This is a genomic window from Glutamicibacter sp. Je.9.36 (assembly GCF_051129975.1).
GTDB lineage: Bacteria > Actinomycetota > Actinomycetes > Actinomycetales > Micrococcaceae > Glutamicibacter.
Genome location: NZ_JBCPSN010000001.1, coordinates 557,317 through 572,511, shown reverse-complemented (window position 1 = coordinate 572,511; position 15,195 = coordinate 557,317). Strand labels below are relative to the sequence as shown.

13 protein-coding genes are annotated in these 15,195 nt (G+C 66.0%); 9 read left to right on the top strand and 4 right to left on the bottom strand.

Going from position 1 to position 15,195, the window contains the following annotated elements:
* Positions 1 to 17: 17 nt before the first annotated feature.
* Both AAZQ98_RS02660 and AAZQ98_RS02655 read right to left on the bottom strand, forming a co-directional pair.
* On the bottom strand, positions 18 to 1,409 hold the full coding sequence (locus AAZQ98_RS02660) for a flavin reductase family protein (RefSeq protein ID WP_133833948.1): 1,392 nt from the start codon (positions 1,407 to 1,409) through the stop codon (positions 18 to 20).
* Entirely contained in the window at positions 1,406 to 2,710 is a 1,305-nt protein-coding gene (locus AAZQ98_RS02655) for an aromatic ring-hydroxylating oxygenase subunit alpha (protein ID WP_434689608.1), read from the bottom strand. Before AAZQ98_RS02655 ends, AAZQ98_RS02660 begins: the two co-directional genes overlap by 4 nt.
* 151 nt (positions 2,711 to 2,861) lie before the next feature.
* Between AAZQ98_RS02655 and AAZQ98_RS02650 the strand changes: the two genes are divergently transcribed.
* From AAZQ98_RS02650 to AAZQ98_RS02640, 3 genes are all read left to right on the top strand, one after another.
* Positions 2,862 to 3,800, top strand: a complete 939-nt coding sequence (locus AAZQ98_RS02650; protein ID WP_434689606.1) for a LysR family transcriptional regulator — start codon at positions 2,862 to 2,864, stop codon at positions 3,798 to 3,800.
* A 128-nt stretch (positions 3,801 to 3,928) separates the two neighbouring features.
* Complete coding sequence (fdhA, locus tag AAZQ98_RS02645; RefSeq protein WP_133833949.1) at positions 3,929 to 5,143, top strand: formaldehyde dehydrogenase, glutathione-independent; 1,215 nt, start codon at positions 3,929 to 3,931, stop codon at positions 5,141 to 5,143.
* 211 nt (positions 5,144 to 5,354) lie between these two features.
* Positions 5,355 to 7,226 carry a BCCT family transporter gene (locus AAZQ98_RS02640; RefSeq protein ID WP_434689604.1) on the top strand — a complete coding sequence of 624 codons (1,872 nt, stop codon included), beginning with the start codon at positions 5,355 to 5,357 and terminating at the stop codon, positions 7,224 to 7,226.
* 27 nt (positions 7,227 to 7,253) lie between these two features.
* On the opposite strand, the gene AAZQ98_RS02635 is transcribed toward AAZQ98_RS02640, so the two are convergent.
* Positions 7,254 to 7,922 (bottom strand): GntR family transcriptional regulator, encoded by a 669-nt coding sequence (locus AAZQ98_RS02635; protein ID WP_400341643.1) that lies wholly within the window; start codon positions 7,920 to 7,922, stop codon positions 7,254 to 7,256.
* Between the two features lie 450 nt (positions 7,923 to 8,372).
* Between AAZQ98_RS02635 and purU the strand changes: the two genes are divergently transcribed.
* The 6 genes from purU (at position 8,373) to AAZQ98_RS02605 (ending at position 14,218) form a co-directional block, all read left to right on the top strand.
* Entirely contained in the window at positions 8,373 to 9,245 is an 873-nt protein-coding gene (gene purU / locus AAZQ98_RS02630; RefSeq protein WP_105658923.1) for a formyltetrahydrofolate deformylase, read from the top strand.
* Positions 9,246 to 9,540: 295 nt separating this feature from the next.
* The gene (locus tag AAZQ98_RS02625; RefSeq protein ID WP_400341641.1) at positions 9,541 to 9,669 is read left to right on the top strand and encodes a hypothetical protein; all 129 of its coding nucleotides are present in this window, start codon (positions 9,541 to 9,543) and stop codon (positions 9,667 to 9,669) included.
* Positions 9,666 to 11,213: a sodium/proline symporter gene (locus AAZQ98_RS02620; RefSeq protein ID WP_434689601.1), complete on the top strand. Its 1,548-nt coding sequence runs from the start codon at positions 9,666 to 9,668 to the stop codon at positions 11,211 to 11,213. The genes AAZQ98_RS02625 and AAZQ98_RS02620 overlap by 4 nt, the downstream gene beginning before the upstream one ends.
* The gene (locus AAZQ98_RS02615; RefSeq protein ID WP_434689600.1) at positions 11,206 to 11,700 is read left to right on the top strand and encodes a hypothetical protein; all 495 of its coding nucleotides are present in this window, start codon (positions 11,206 to 11,208) and stop codon (positions 11,698 to 11,700) included. The genes AAZQ98_RS02620 and AAZQ98_RS02615 overlap by 8 nt, the downstream gene beginning before the upstream one ends.
* Positions 11,701 to 11,778: 78 nt before the next feature.
* On the top strand, positions 11,779 to 12,846 hold the full coding sequence (locus AAZQ98_RS02610; protein ID WP_434690102.1) for a M14 family zinc carboxypeptidase: 1,068 nt from the start codon (positions 11,779 to 11,781) through the stop codon (positions 12,844 to 12,846).
* A 148-nt stretch (positions 12,847 to 12,994) separates the two neighbouring features.
* Positions 12,995 to 14,218, top strand: a complete 1,224-nt coding sequence (locus AAZQ98_RS02605; RefSeq protein WP_434689599.1) for an amidohydrolase family protein — start codon at positions 12,995 to 12,997, stop codon at positions 14,216 to 14,218.
* Between the two features lie 133 nt (positions 14,219 to 14,351).
* Here AAZQ98_RS02605 and AAZQ98_RS02600 read toward each other — a convergent pair whose 3' ends face one another.
* Positions 14,352 to 15,179, bottom strand: coding sequence for a class II fructose-bisphosphate aldolase (locus AAZQ98_RS02600; protein WP_434689597.1), 828 nt, complete (start codon positions 15,177 to 15,179; stop codon positions 14,352 to 14,354).
* Positions 15,180 to 15,195 lie beyond the last annotated feature (16 nt).

The following is a 15,195-nucleotide window of genomic DNA, read 5'->3' as shown; positions in this document are numbered from 1 at the left end:
GGTGGTGGCCGGCGCGGCTAGGCGTCGATGACCAGATCCGATTGGGCGGTGGAGCAGCAGGGCAGGAATTTCCCGGCCGCGATTTCACGGGCGCGGATGCCGCCCTGGTGGTTCATCGCCACCTCGCCTTCGAGCTTGACGACCTTGCACGAGCCGCACATGCCCTCCTGGCAGTTGGCGCCGATGCGCACCCCGGCCCGCTGGGCGACACCCAGGATGTGCTCCTGGGAACTGATCCGGACATTCACCGCGGTGCGCAGGAAGGTCATGGTCAGCTCGCCTTCGCCCACGGTGGGGAAGGAAGCGGTATCCGGCGGGTCCTGCGCGGGAACCCGCGGTGAGGCCGGCGGCAGCGGGGCATTGGAATCGACCGCCACCAGCTTCTGGCCGCTGGCCTCGATGGTGCCGCTCTGGTCGTACTCGGGTTCGTACATCCCCAGCTCCGGCGGCTGGCTCTCGTAGAACTCCTCCACGGATTCGGCCACCTCCTCGGCGATGGACCCGGCCAGAGCGATTTCCTCCTGGTATTCGAGCAGCGTCTTGCGGTCCCCGGAGAAGAACTCCATGAACACCGAGGTGTCATCCACCCCGGCCTCGCGCAGGAGCTGGGTGGCCGAATTCAGGTAGCCTTCCGGTCCGCAGGCGAACACCTTGCGGCCATTGGCATCCGGGGCCACCGCGTCGATCATCGCCGTGGTCAGCCGCCCGGCAAAGCCCTTCCAGCTCTTGGGCTTGGCCCGGTCGCCCAGCGAGTAGAACACCTTGATCCGCGAATCGACCTGCGCGATGTATTCCAGCTCGGGCCAGAAGGCGAAGTCCCCGGGCACGGTGCCGTGGCAGAGCACCACCACATCGGCCTGGCCGGGCAGCGAGTGGATGGTGCGCACCATCGACATGATCGGGGTAATCCCGGCTCCGGCCGAAAGGAACAGGTAGCGGGCGCGCCGGTCGGAATCTCCCAGGTGGAAGGCGCCCACCGGGCCGAGCATCTCCAGCACCATGCCCGGACGCAGGTTCTCATGCGCCCAGGAGGAGACCAGGCCCTTGGGATCGCGCTTGATGCTGACATTGAAGGTCCAGGGCACGGTGGGCGCGCTGGAAATCGAGTAGCTGCGGTCCACCGGGTCCTGGTCTTCGCCATGCACCGGGAAGGCGATGTTCAGGTACTGCCCGGCGCGGAAGGCCAGCGGGGCGCCGTCGGCGCGGCGGAAGACGAAGGTCATCAGCCCGCCGGCTTCCTCGATGGTCTGCACGCATTCGGCCAGGAACTCCTGGGGGTGCCAGGGTCCCAGCGCGCGGGCCGCGCTCGCCGGGCCTTCCTGGGAACTGAGGACCCGGTTCCACGGCATTTCCAGCCCGCGGATGCGCTGGGCCGCTACGCTCGATGCCAGCTGGGCGCCTGCGCTCATGCCAGGTGCTCCAGCACGCGCTGGGTGTACCAGTTGATGAACGCCTCGACCTGGTATTCGCTCTTCATGTACGGGCCCGGCTGGTAGGCGGGGCTGGCTGCGCCCTTCTGGCACAGCTCGACGAAGGCCTTGTCCTGCAGGTTGGTCTGCTTCCAGGTGTGGGTGAGCTTCTCCAGGTCGTAGTCGTCTCCTTCGACCGCGTCATCGGCCACCAGCCAGGTGGTGCGCACCAGGGTCTGGTGCTCGTTGATCGGGAAGGCCGCGAAGGTGATCACGTGGTCGGACTGGAAGTGGAACCAGCTGTTGGGCTGCAGGTGCATGGAGCAGCGGCCCAGCCGGAAGTCGCGCAGCTCGCCGAGCAGCTTCTTGGACAGGCGGTGCCCGTCGGCGGAGAAGGATTCCCCGTCGCCGTCCAGGGATTCGCGGGAGATGCGGATGCCGGCGATGCGGGTGTCCAGCTGCTCCACGATCTCGTAGGGCAATCCGTAGCGGCGGCAGCGTTCCTCCAAGGCCGCCTGGGCTTGCTGGTTGCGCTCCCATACCTCTTCCAGATGCGGCGGAACGGTGTCGTCGCTCAGCCCCCAGGTGGGGAACAGCGAGCAGGCCAGCTCGGGGTGCCCGTCGCAGTGGTAGCACTCGCGGTTGTTCTCCATCACCAGCTTCCAGTTGCCCTCCTCGATGATGTCCTGCTGGTAGGCGACCTTGGCGCGGGCGATATCGTGCGGGGCCAGGTAGGGCTCGAAGATGCCGGCGACCTCGTCGAAGTCCGCCGGAGGGTCCTGGGCCAGGGAAACGAAGACCAGCCCGGCGTGGACCCGGCCGTTAGCGCGCTTGAGCGCGAAGCAGCTCTTGTCGAACTTGCCTTCGCCCGGGGCGGAAGCGTGGATCAGGTCCCCTTCGGGGGAGTAGGTCCACGAGTGGTAGCCGCAGACCAGGTTCCCGGTGCTGCCCGAGGCTTCGGTGAGCACGCGGGCGCCGCGGTGCCGGCAGACGTTGTGCAGCACGTTGACCCCGCCGTCCTCGGTGCGCAGCACGATCAGCGAATGCGGACCGTAGTCCACGGTGACGTAGTCCCCGGGCTCGGGGATCTCGGCAATGCTCGCGGCGAACAGCCAGTGGGTCCCGAAGATGGCCTGCATTTCGACATCGAATACTGAGGGGTCGGTGTACAGCGGGGCTTCGAGCGAGTAGCCCTTGCGCCGGTTGCGGAAGAGTTCGGTGATCTCGGCGAGCTGTTCTTGGTTCACCGACGTAGCGAGCTTCCCACGCGTAGTGCGCGGTGCGCTTACCGAAGCGGTCATCTGTTACTCCTTGGAACACGACGCGGCTGGCGTCCTCTGGCTGTGGTTGCGCGGGCCGATGTGAGGCCGGTCACCGCATGAATCGAGACTAGGAAGAAATAGTCGGCAAGAAAAGCGCAAGAAATTGAACGGAACCGTGCACAATTAGTGCATGATTGATCCACGCTTCGCCACCCTGCGGGTCTTCTCTTCCACGGGCTCGGTAGCGCGCACCGCGGAACTGACCGGCTACTCGGCCTCGGCGGTCTCCGCGCAGCTGCGCGAACTGCAGCGCACCCTGGGCATCAAGCTGATCACCAAGGAGGGCCGCGGGGTGCGGCTGACCTCCGCGGGCCGGCATTTCGTTGCGGGCCTGGACGGGATTGTGACGCAATGGGAGCTGCTCGCGGCGTCCGCACGCAACGCCTCCGGGCAGGTGCAGGGTCAGTTCGGCCTGGGCGGATTCTCCACCGCTGCCGCGCAGCTGCTTGCCCCGCTGGCCGCGGACCTGCGAGCCACCCGGCCCGATACCGAGGTGCAGCTGATCGAAGCGCAGCCGCAGCGCTGCCTGGACTTGCTGCTCGCGGAGCGGATCGACCTGGCCGTGATTGTGGCCAGCCAGACGTCCGGGGGTTCTGCCGCCAGGGACCGGTTCGAGCAGACCGTGCTGCTCGATGACCCGCTGGATGTGGTGCTGCCCGCCACGCACCGGCTGGCGCAGCACAAGTCCGTGGCCCTGGAGGACCTGGCCGATGACCCGTGGATCTCCGAATCCGGGCAGTCGGTCTACCGGGCGCTGTTCGTTGCCGCCTTCACTTCGCTGGGGGTCACCCCGCACATCGCCCACGAGGCGGTGGAGTGGGAAACCATGATCGCGTTCATCGGGGCGGGCCTGGGCGTGGGGCTGCTGCCCCGGCTGGCCACCCTGGGCGATGCGCAGAATGTGGTGCGCCGCCGGATTTCCGGGGCGGCCAAGCCCTCGCGGCGCATCGTGGCGGTGACCCGCAAGGGCAGCCGCGGCTCGCCGCTGATCGAGGAATCCCTGGATATCCTGCAGCGCACCGCCAAGGACATCATTTCCCTGCGCTCGGCCGAGGAACTGGACGGGTAGCCGGCCGCTGGCGGGCTGCCGGACCCGGCGGATTTCGGACCGGGCTATTGACATGGATCACATTCAGTAGCCAGACTTGGGCACATCCGATTTGGTATCCAACTGATATTTCAAGGAAGTGGTCCGCTATGGGCAACTTGGCAGTAAGCTACGCCGGGGCAGGCAAGGTCGAGCTGATCGACACCCCGTACCCCGAATTCGAATTGAAGGACGGGCCCGGGGTCCACCCGGCAAACGTCGGGCGTCAGGTGCACCACGGGGTCATCCTGCGCACCATCGCCACCAACATCTGCGGTTCGGACCAGCACATGGTCCGCGGCCGCACCACCGCCCCCGTCGGGTTGGTGCTGGGCCACGAGATCACCGGCGAAGTGGTGGAAGTGGGCCGCGATGTGGAATTCCTCAAGGTCGGCGACGTCGTCTCGGTGCCTTTCAATATCTCCTGCGGCCGCTGCCGCAACTGCAAGGTCGGGCAAACCGGCATCTGCCTGAACGTCAATCCCGACCGCCCCGGCTCCGCCTACGGCTACGTGGACATGGGCGGCTGGGTGGGCGGCCAGGCCGAATACGTGCTGGTGCCCTACGCGGACTGGAACGCCCTGAAATTCCCCGACCGCGACCAGGCCATGGAGAAGATCCTGGACCTGGCCATGCTCTCGGACATCTTCCCGACCGGCTACCACGGAGCCATCGGCGCCGGGGTCACCGTCGGCTCCACCGTCTATGTCGCCGGCGCCGGCCCGGTGGGCCTGGCCGCGGCCACCTCCGCGCAGCTGCTGGGTGCGGCCACCGTGATTGTCGGGGACCTGAACGCCGACCGGCTGGCCCAGGCGCGCAGCTTCGGCTGCGAAACCGTGGACGTCTCGCAGGGCGACCCGGCCGAGCAGATCGCCCAGATCCTGGGCGTGCCCGAGGTCGACTGCGGCATCGACGCGGTGGGCTTCGAGGCGCGCGGGCACGGGCATGACGCTGGCAAGGAGCAGCCTGCCACGGTGCTCAATTCGCTGATGGAAATCACCCGTGCCGGCGGCAGCCTGGGCATCCCGGGACTCTATGTCACCGGGGATCCGGGCGCCGAGGACGAAGCGGCCAAGGTCGGTTCGCTGTCCATGCGCTTCGGCCTGGGCTTCGCCAAGTCCCACACCTTCGTCACGGGCCAGTGCCCGGTGATGAAGTACCACCGCGGGCTGATGCAGGCGATCCTCTCGGACAAGGTCTCGATTGCCAAGAACGTCAACGCCACGGCCATTGGCTTGGACCGGGCCCCGCAGGGCTACGCGGCCTTCGACGAAGGCGCCGCGCAGAAGTTCGTGCTCGACCCGCACGGGCTGATCAGCGCCTGACCCGCGCTTGACGCGCACTTAACCGCTGCCCGCCGTGCCGGCCGGGAACAATTCCCGGCCCGCACGGCGCACCTCCGGCCGGCTCTTGAGCCCGGCCGATTTGCCGGCCCCGGCCACCACGCACGAGCAACCCCGGGGACCCCGGCTGATTCGGCGCGCCCGCATTCCCCTGCCGGCCCGCCGCCTATTGCCTTTATTGAAGGAAACCGAAATGAAACGCACTGAGCAACCCGTGAACGACCTGGTCAGCGAGCTGCACTCGGCTCGCCGGCGCCGGCCCAGAAGATACCTGTCCTCCGGCACCGACTACTGGGTCTTCGGCATTGCCGGACTCCTCGCCCTGGCGTTCATCGCCTGGGGCTTCGCCTCGCCCGAAGGGCTGGGCTCCGCGGCCGGGAAGGCCCTGGACTGGGTCATCACGAACACCGGCTGGATCTTCGTGATCGCCGCTACCGTTTTCACCCTGTTCGTGCTGGTGGTCGCGGCCAAGAGCTTCGGTCGCATCCCGCTGGGCAAGGACGGGGAGAAGCCGCAGTTCAGCACGGTTTCCTGGATCTCGATGATGTTCGCCACCGGCATGGGCATCGGCCTGGTCTTCTACGGGGTGGGCGAGCCGCTCTACTTCTACATGTCCCCGCCGCCGGAAACCGTGGGCGGGCAGACCTCGGCCGCGGTGGGCACGGCCATGGGCACCACCATGTTCCACTGGACGCTGTTCCCCTGGGCCATGTACGCGATTGTCGGGCTGGGCATGGCCTACGGCAGCTTCCGGCTGGGCCGCCCGCAGCTGTTCTCCTCGATGTTCACCTCGATCTTCGGCGAAAGGGTCGTCCACGGCTGGGGCGGGAAGACGATCAACATCCTGGCCATCCTGGCCACGCTCTTCGGCTCGGCCTGCTCGCTGGGGCTCGGCGCGCTGCAGATCGGCGGAGGCATCCAGTCCGCCGGGCTGCTGTCCTCGGTGGGTTCCGGGGTCCTGGTGCTGATCATTGCGGTGCTCACCGCCTTGTTCGTGGCCTCGGCCGTCTCCGGGATCGAGCGCGGCATCCAGTGGCTGTCCAATATCAACATGGTGCTGGCGGTGATCCTGGCGCTGATCGTATTCATCGGCGGACCGACGCTGTTCATCCTGAACGTGATCCCCAATGCGGTGGGCTCCTTCATCGCTGACCTGCCGGAAATGGCATCGCGGACCGCGGCTTCCGGGGACGGCGACATGGCCGCCTGGCTTTCCTCCTGGACCATCTTCTACTGGGCCTGGTGGGTGTCCTGGACCCCGTTCGTGGGCCTGTTCATCGCGCGGATCTCGCGCGGGCGCAGCATCCGCCAGTTCGTCACCGGGGTGCTGCTGGTACCTTCCACCGTCACGCTGTTCTGGTTCGCCATCTTCGGCGGCGGCGCCATCGGCCTGCAGGAACGGGCCGAACGCAACGGGGACATGGGCCAGGCCCTGGCCCAGATGGTGGACGGGGCCCCGGATATCGACTTCAACTCGGTGCTCTTCGAGCTGCTGGGCGCACTGCCGTTCCCCGAGTGGTTCTCCATCGCGCTGATGGCCCTGGCCGTGGTGCTGATTGCCATCTTCTTCGTCACCGGGGCGGACTCCGCCTCGATCGTGATGGGTGCGCTCAGCGAGCGCGGCGCGCAGGAACCCTCTAAGAAGTCGGTGGTCTTCTGGGGCGTCTCGGTGGGAGCGGTGGCCGCGGTCATGCTGCTGGCCGGCGGGGACCATCCGGCGGCGGCCCTGAACGGGCTGAAGAACATCACCATCGTCTCGGCGCTGCCCTTCGTGCTGGTGATGCTGCTGCTGTGCGTGGCGCTGTGGAAGGACCTGTGCCGTGATCCGCTGGTACTGCGCGGCAAGGTGGCCATGGAGGTGCTGGAACAGGCAGTGGATGACGGAATCGACCGCCACGAAGGCGAGCAGTTCAGCCTGATGACCAGGGAGAACTCCATTGTGGCCGCGTCGGGCCTGCCAGCTGGAGACCGGCCGGAGCCGGTAGCCCAGGAGCTGGAAGCCCCGGCGCGCGAACCGCAGCCGCGGCCCGAAACGGATCTGGAACCCGAGGGCGCCGGCCGCTAGCGGCCGGTTCGCGTCCCCGGCATCCAGCTAGGGGGCGCGGCGCAGGGCCTGCTCGAAGTGGGCCACATGCTCGGAGACCAGCCGCGCGGCCAGCTGCGCGTCGCCATCGAGGATGGCGCGCAGCAAGGCCGAATGCTCGGAAATATGCTCTGCGATCGGAGGCATCTGGTCGATGACCAGGCACCAGATCCGGGTCACCAGATTATCCAGGCGCACCAGGGTTTCCTCCAGGTACTTGTTGGCCGCCGCTTTGTAGATGAGCCGGTGGATGCGCACATCCAGCAGCAGCAGCGAACGCTGGTCCAGGGCGGGATCCAGGGCATCGATCTGCTGCAGGTAGCCGGCCAGCTGCTCGCGGATCTGCGGGTCCTTGTTCGCGGCCGCGTTGCGCGCGGCCAGCGGCTCGAGCACCTGGCGCATTTCGGAGATGTAGTTCAGCTCATGGAAATCCACGGCCGTGGCGAAGGTGCCGCGGCGCGGATAGGACACCACCAGGTGGTCGGTTTCCAGCCGCTTGAGAGCCTCGCGCATCGGGGTGCGCCCAATGCCCAGTTCCTCGGCCAGCTGAGGCTCGTGGATCGGGTGCGTCGGAGCGATTTCGAGCAGCACCAGCCGGTCGCGCAATGCGTTGTAGGCTCGATCAGCCATCGAGCCTTGCTCGGTGGCGACGCTGGTCAGTTCGGTGGGCCTTGGCATATCGCTCTCTATCACTGTTCAAAAATCAATTGCCGACACACAAAGAGTATCGCCCCGGCTTCGATTTAGGCGCTTTTCCTGCGTCGATGCGCTCAACAGCCCTTGGCTTGCCGGCGAACGGCAGAGCGGAAAACCGCTCTGGAAGCGCTGGGAAAGGCGCCAGGAAGAACGGCCGGAAAAGTTGTTGACGCTGTGCTGAAGCACACATAGTATTGTGATCATCAATTGATATATCAGTATCCGGCCAGAGGTTGGCGGGTCTGCCCGCAGCTGCTTCCGAAGGCAGGGGCAGCGCGCAGTTCCGCTGGGAAGACTCAGGCCGGACGGCTTTGAATCCGCGGCGCAGAGCACTGCGCGGAAGCCAGGTGCAACCGCATGAAAATCCCCCGAAAAACCACTACGAGCCATGGCGAAGCTAATGCCATCTCGGCGAAACCAAGGAGCGGCACGATGACCGAACCGAACAACAAGTATGTCCTGACCCTCACCTGCGCCGAGCGCCCGGGCATCGTGCATGCGGTCACCGGGTTGCTGCTCAAGCACCATGGCGACATCCGGGAGCTCAAGCAGCATGACGACCAGCTTTCCGGGACGCTCTTCATGCGCATCGAATTCGAGGTCGCCGCGGCGGAGGATATCCCCGCCGAGATCGCCGAGCTCGAATCGGGCCTCGGCCAGCTCGCCGATGAGCACCAGGCCACCTGGGGTTTGCGCCCGGCCGGAAACAAGAAGCGCGTGGTGGTGATGGTCTCCAAATTCGGCCACTGCCTGCACGATCTGCTGTTCCGCGCCCGGATGGGGGAGCTGCCGGTGGAGATCGCGGCAGTAGTCTCCAACCACCCGGACCACCGGCAGCAGGTCGAGTGGAATGGGATCCCGTTCTTCCACATTCCTGTTACCCCTGAGACCAAGCCCGAGGCCGAGTCCAAGCTGATGGACCTGGTGGAGCGCTTCGAGGTGGATCTGGTGGTGCTGGCCCGCTACATGCAGGTGCTCTCCGATGACCTCACCCGCAAGCTCACCGGCCGGGCCATCAACATCCACCATTCGTTCCTGCCCTCCTTCAAGGGGGCCAAGCCCTACCACCAGGCCTTCGAGCGCGGGGTGAAGACCGTGGGCGCCACGGCGCACTACGTGAATTCGGAACTGGACGAGGGGCCGATCATCACCCAGCGAGTCCAGGAAGTGGACCACAGCTACGCGCCCGAGCACCTGGTGGCCGCCGGACGCGATACCGAGTGCAAGGCCCTGTCCGATGCGGTGCGCTGGCACTGCGAAGACCGGGTCTTCCTCAGCGGCTCGCGCACCGTGGTGCTGCGCTAGCACCCTCCGGGCTACAGGCCCCGGCGGGGATTCGATGGACATCGTATGACGATGCCCGCCGAACCCGGCCGGGGCCTTTGCTGCTGCCGGCCATTTGGGCCCGGAGGCGCCTGGCCGGAGGCACAGAGGCGGGGATGGTCGTGCGGTCGAATGCAGGGGCGCGGAAGTTTTCCCAAGTTAACCTAGGAATTATCCTTGTCTTGGCTGCTGGGGGTATGCAAGGCTATGGATCAAACGGGTGCTTGTGACCCAGCTCATGAAATAAGAACCAGCGGCTCCCAGAAGGAATGTGTCGATGTTTGGACTACCGGCGTTCACGACCATGGTCATCATCGGGGTTCCGGCCCTCTGGGTGATCTATACAGGTGTTTTCCTGTGGCTCAGCCGCGGCTGGAAGCGCGAAGATGCGCAGGAGCAGCAGTGAGCATCGAGATCCTGTTCCTGATCATCTATTTCATCGCCATGGCCGGCATCGGCTTCTGGGCGCTCAAGCGCGGCAAGCAGGATGCCGAAGGGTTCCTGCTCGGCGGACGCAGCCTCGGCCCCGGTGTCACCGCGCTGCGGCTGCAAAGCTCATCCATGTCCGGCTACATGTTCATGGGTGCCGGATCCATGGGCTACACCCAGGGCTATTTCAGCATGTGGTACGCGCTGGGCGACCTGGGCGGCGGCATCCTGAACCTCTCGGTCCTGGGCCGGCGGATGCGCAAGCTCTCCCAGATCCTGGGCTCCATCACCTCCATCGAATACCTGGAGCACCGCTACCCCTCGAAGTGGATCCGGCTCATCGCCGCTCCCGTGGCGCTGTTCTGCATGTTCTTCTACGTGCTGGCCCAGTTCATCGCCGGCGGCCGCGGACTGGAAATGGTCACCGGGGTCTCCTTCCCGGTGGCCCTGGCGATCGCCATCGGCGTGATTGTCCTCTATACCTTCCTGGGCGGCTACCTCGCGGTGGCCTACACCGACTTCGTGCAGGCCATCATCATGGTGGTGGGCATGGTCTGGATCCTGATTGCCACGCTGATCGCCATCGGCGGGTTCACCAAGGGCAACGAGGCCGTGGGCGCCATCAACCCCAACCTGCTGACCATGTGGGGAGCGGACCTGGGCTACCAGGGCCAGTGGGGCGTCATCATCGGTGCCTTGCTGGTCTTCTCCATCGGCTACATGGGATGGCCGCACGTGGTGGTCAGCCACATGGCCATGAAGAAGCCATCGGTGGCACGCACCGCCGGAGCCTACTCGCTGGCCTTCAACCTGCTGTTCATCCCCGGCCCCTACCTGGTGGGCTTGTTCGCGCTGATCCTGCTGCCTAATCTGGCCAACCCGGAAACCGCGATCTTCGAGGTCGCCGACGCGGTACTGCCGACTTTCGCCGTGGGCATCGTCATGGCAGCGATCATGGCAGCCATCATGTCCACCGCCGATGCCCTGCTGCTGCAGGCCGGCACCATCGCCAGCCAGGACATCTACGCCCGGTTCATCAACAAGAAGATGAGCGATGCGCAGATGGTCTGGGTCTCGCGGATCACCGTGCTGGCCCTGGCCATCATCGGCTATGGCATTGCCGCTTTTGATCCTCCCGCGGTGGCCGCCGTGGTGATCTTCTCAACGACCGTGCTGGGCAGCGCCTTCGTCCCTTCCTATATCTGCGCGGTGTGGTGGAAGAAGGCCAATACCGTTGGCGCGATCTCCTCGATGGCCGCCGGCACCCTGGTCTCGGTGCTCTGGCAGGTGTCCGGGGCTCCGGATGCCACCGGCATCGATCCGATGGTCACCGGCATCCTGGCCTCCACCGCGGCCATGGTCATCGGCAGCCTGGCCAGCCAGAAGTCGCATCCCGTGCCGGAGCATATTGGCCGGGCCCTGGATGAGACCGCGAAGATCGGCCCAATCCCGAAGAAGATGCTCATGGGCCAGGACTCCCTGCTGGCCAGCCAGGCGGAAATGGCGGCCCGCGATGAATGAACTGGTGCTGAAAACCTTGGTTGATGACCAGGACGCGCAGCGCATCCTTGCCGCCAAGGCGCCAGGGCTGAGAGTCGAGTCGGCCAAGCTGCGCCACCATCCCTTTGCGGGGTTCATCTTCGAGGTGCCGCAGCTGGCCGGACGGACCGGGCAGGCGCACGCCTTGGTGGACTACTACTCGGGCAAGGCCTTCGTCTGCGATCCGTGGCAAGCCGAAGATGCGGAAACCGGCCAAGCGCTGGACCGGGTGGCTGACCCGCAGTGGAACACCATCGATTTCGACACCGCACGCCGGCGGGCCAAGGCCCTATTGTCCACCGCGGCGCTGCGCCGGGCCCGGCTGGCCTGGCGCGGCGGGATCCGCGAAAAGAGCAGTGTCGCCAAGGTCTGGAAACCCAACTGGGTGATCGAAGCGAGCCTGGAGAAGAAGTCCTACCGCGTCATGGTGGATGGACTGAACGGCGGCTACTTCTTCATCGGCAGCTGAGACCGGAAACGCCGGAGGACGGCGCAATGACCAAGATCCATCCCATCACAGGAAGACATCGGAGATTCAATGAAGAATATGCCAAAGCAGTTCCCCGCCCGGATGCTGAAGAAGGGCTCCTGCATCGTTGCCGGCTCGGCACTGTTCCTCGGCTTGGGGCTGGTCCCGGCCAACGCTGTAGGCAACGGGCCGGACTACACCGGAAATGAAACCATCAACACCTCGATCCTGCATACGCACGAATCGATGGCCGCCGAACTGCGCAAGCAGGATGCCAAGCAATCGGCGATGGAACTGGAAGTCATCGGCCAATCGGCCAAGGGACGCGATCTGTTCTTGGCCAAGTACCTGTCGGACCCGGAAAATCCCACGATCATGTTCCTCACCCAGCAGCACGGCAACGAGCAGCTGACCACCGAGGGGACCCTGGAAGTGATCAAGCACCTGGGCTCGGGGCGGATGAAGGAGGTGCTCGCGGACGTCAACATCCTGGTGGTGCCGATGCTGAACCCGGATGGCGCCATGGGCGATGTGGACTTCCCGCTCGATGACTACATCGCCTCGGGGGACCGGCACCTGACCCGCTACAACGCCAACAACGTGGACATCAACCGGGACCACGTGGCCAAGACGCAGCCGGAAATCCAGGCGCTGCACAACAATGTGCTCTCCGCCTACGGCATCGACTACATGATCGATTTGCACCACCAGGGCACCCGCTCGGCGGTGGACGGCCAGCTGGTATCCGGCTCGATCCTCTACCCGACGACCCCGGACGTGCCTGAGGAAGTCCGCGAGGGTTCCAAGCGCCTGGGCGCAGTGGTTTACCAGAATGTCGACCGGACCGGCTGGGGCCACTTGGGCAAATACGTGGGCGGGACCGCCAACACCATTGCGCGCAATGGCATCGCGGCCGAATACGGCATTTCCACCTTGCTCTTCGAAATGCGCGGCATGAGCGACCACAGCAACCCGGATTATGTCCTGGGACAGAAATCCAATGGCTACTTGCGCCAGCAGACCATCCTCACCCTGGAGAGCACCATCAAGGCGGTAGCCGATGGCTCCGTGGAAACCATGGACACCTCGTTCTGGGACAGCCTGCCGGAGCAGTCGACATTGCCCGGAGAAGAGGCTGACGAATAGCCGACCTAGTTGATGGCGGGCCTGCAAGGGCCCGCCATTGTCCTGCCTGGAGCAGGAGAACCGCGCTCGGCCCGAAGCTCTGCTGGCCCTAGGGGCGCCTCCGGTACGTTTCTACTAGCACTGTCCATACCGGCAAGGAAGCTGACCCATGTTCATCCGCAATGCCCGCCCCTGGGGCGGTCCGCCCAGCGACATCCTGATTGGCGACGGCAAGATTTCAGCGATCTCCGCGCACGACCCGCAGCAGATGCGCAACCTGGCGGACGTCGATGGCCGCGGGCGCATCCTTCTCCCGTCCTTCTCCGACGTGCATGTGCACCTGGATTCCACGCGCATCGGACTGCCTTTCCGCGAGCACACTGGACGCCCGGGGGTGTGGGGCATGATGAGCAACGACCGGGAGAACTGGCGGGACGCCGAAATCAGCTTGCCCGAGCGCGTGGCCGGAACCCTGGAACGGATGATCGCCCGAGGCACCACCCGGGTGCGTTCCTTCGCCCAGGTGGATGTGGATTCCAAGCTGGAGAAATACGAGGCCGTGGTGGCCGCGAAAAAGAAGTTCGCCAACGAGGCCGAGGTGCAGATCATGGTCTTCCCGCAGGCAGGGATCCTGCGCGAGCCGGGTACCGTCAAGCATCTCGAGGACGCTTTGGAAGCCGGTGCGGATGCCATGGGCGGCATCGACCCCTGCGCACTGGACCGCGACCCGGTCCGCCACCTCGACGTGGTGTTCGGGCTGGCCGATAAATACCAGGTGGACATCGACGTGCACCTGCACGAGCCCGGTGCGCTCGCCGTCTTCTCGGCAGAGTTGATTGCCGAACGCACCCGGGCGCTGGGCATGCAGGGCCGGGTCAACCTGTCCCATGCCTACGAGCTGGGCAGTGTCAGCGAGGCTACCAGCCGCCGGCTGATCGACACCTTCGCCGAGCTGGACATCTCGTTGACTTCCGTTGCGCCCAGTACCTCCAATCATCTGCCGCTGGTGGACCTGGTTGGAGCCGGGGTGCGATTCGGCTTGGGGGAGGACGGGCAGCGCGACTACTGGAGCCCCTACGGGAACTGCGATCTGCTGGACCGGACCTGGCAGCTGGCTTTCGTCAACGGGTTCCGCCAGGACGAACTGATCGGGCATGCGCTGGCCGTGGCCACCATGGGCGGCGCCTCGATCATGGACCGCACGGTGCCGCGCCTGGCTTCGGTGGCCGACCGCCCGGGATTGGCTGCAGGAGACCGCGCCGACCTGGTGCTGGTGGATGGCGAGAGCATTGCCTCCACCGTGATGGACCGGGGCACCGACCGCACCGTCATCCACGATGGGCGGGTGGTGGCCGAAGGATTGAAGGTGCTGTCGGCCGGGAATCCGTACTGAGCCGGTGCGTTGCTCCAGCTGGGCACGGTCCAGCGATCGCTGGACCGTGCTGCCACCGCCGCCACCGGAGAAGCCGAAGGCCGCGGTGCAGGAACCGGAAAGTCCCTGTACCGCGGCCTTCGACGGCAGCAAGCTAGGTGGCGCGCAGCGCGGCAAATGTCGCCGAAGCGACCTCGGTGACCGCGCGCTCCCAGTCGCTAAGCAGGCCCAGGATGTTCTGCCCATCGGCGCGGCGGGCATCCAGCTGCCCGGCCAGCGCGGCCAGGGTCGCCGTGCGCAGCTCGGTGTTCAAATTGACCTTGCCCACCCCGAAGGAAATGGAGCGCGAGAGGTCCGCGGGCGCGATGCCCGACGCCCCGTGCAGCACCAGCGGCACCGGTGATTCGGCGTGGATGGCTTCCAGCACATCCCAGTGGATCTTCGGTTCGCCCTTGTAGCGGCCGTGGACATTGCCGATGGCCACGGCCAGCAGCTGCGCGCCGCTGTCCTGGACGAACCGGGCCACCTGCGCCGGATCGGTCAGCTGGGAGGCGCTCTGCTCGAAGGCCTTGTCCTCATTGCCGGGAAGCGCACCCAGCTCGGCTTCCAGCACCACGTCCGGACCGATCAGCGAACGCACCTGCTGGACGAAGGCGGTATTCTCCTCCAGCGTCCCGGCCGAGCCGTCGGCCAGCACCGCGGTGGCGCCGGCCTGCACGGCGCGGGCGATCAGCTGCGCGTCGCTGGCATGGTCCAGCTGGATCGCCACCGGCACGGCGGCCTGCTCGCCCAGGATGCGCAGGGCGGAGATCAGCCGCAGGCCCGCGGTGGACCCGGCGGCCTTCGGCGCAACGTTCAGGATGACCGCGCGGTCCTGGGCTTCGGCCTCGGCGACCACGGCCAGCGCAGTGGTGAAGTCGTAGCAGGTGAAAGCCGGGACGGCATGCCCTGCGGTGATGGCCTGGGCGACCATCTGGTTCATGGGGGTGAGCATCGGG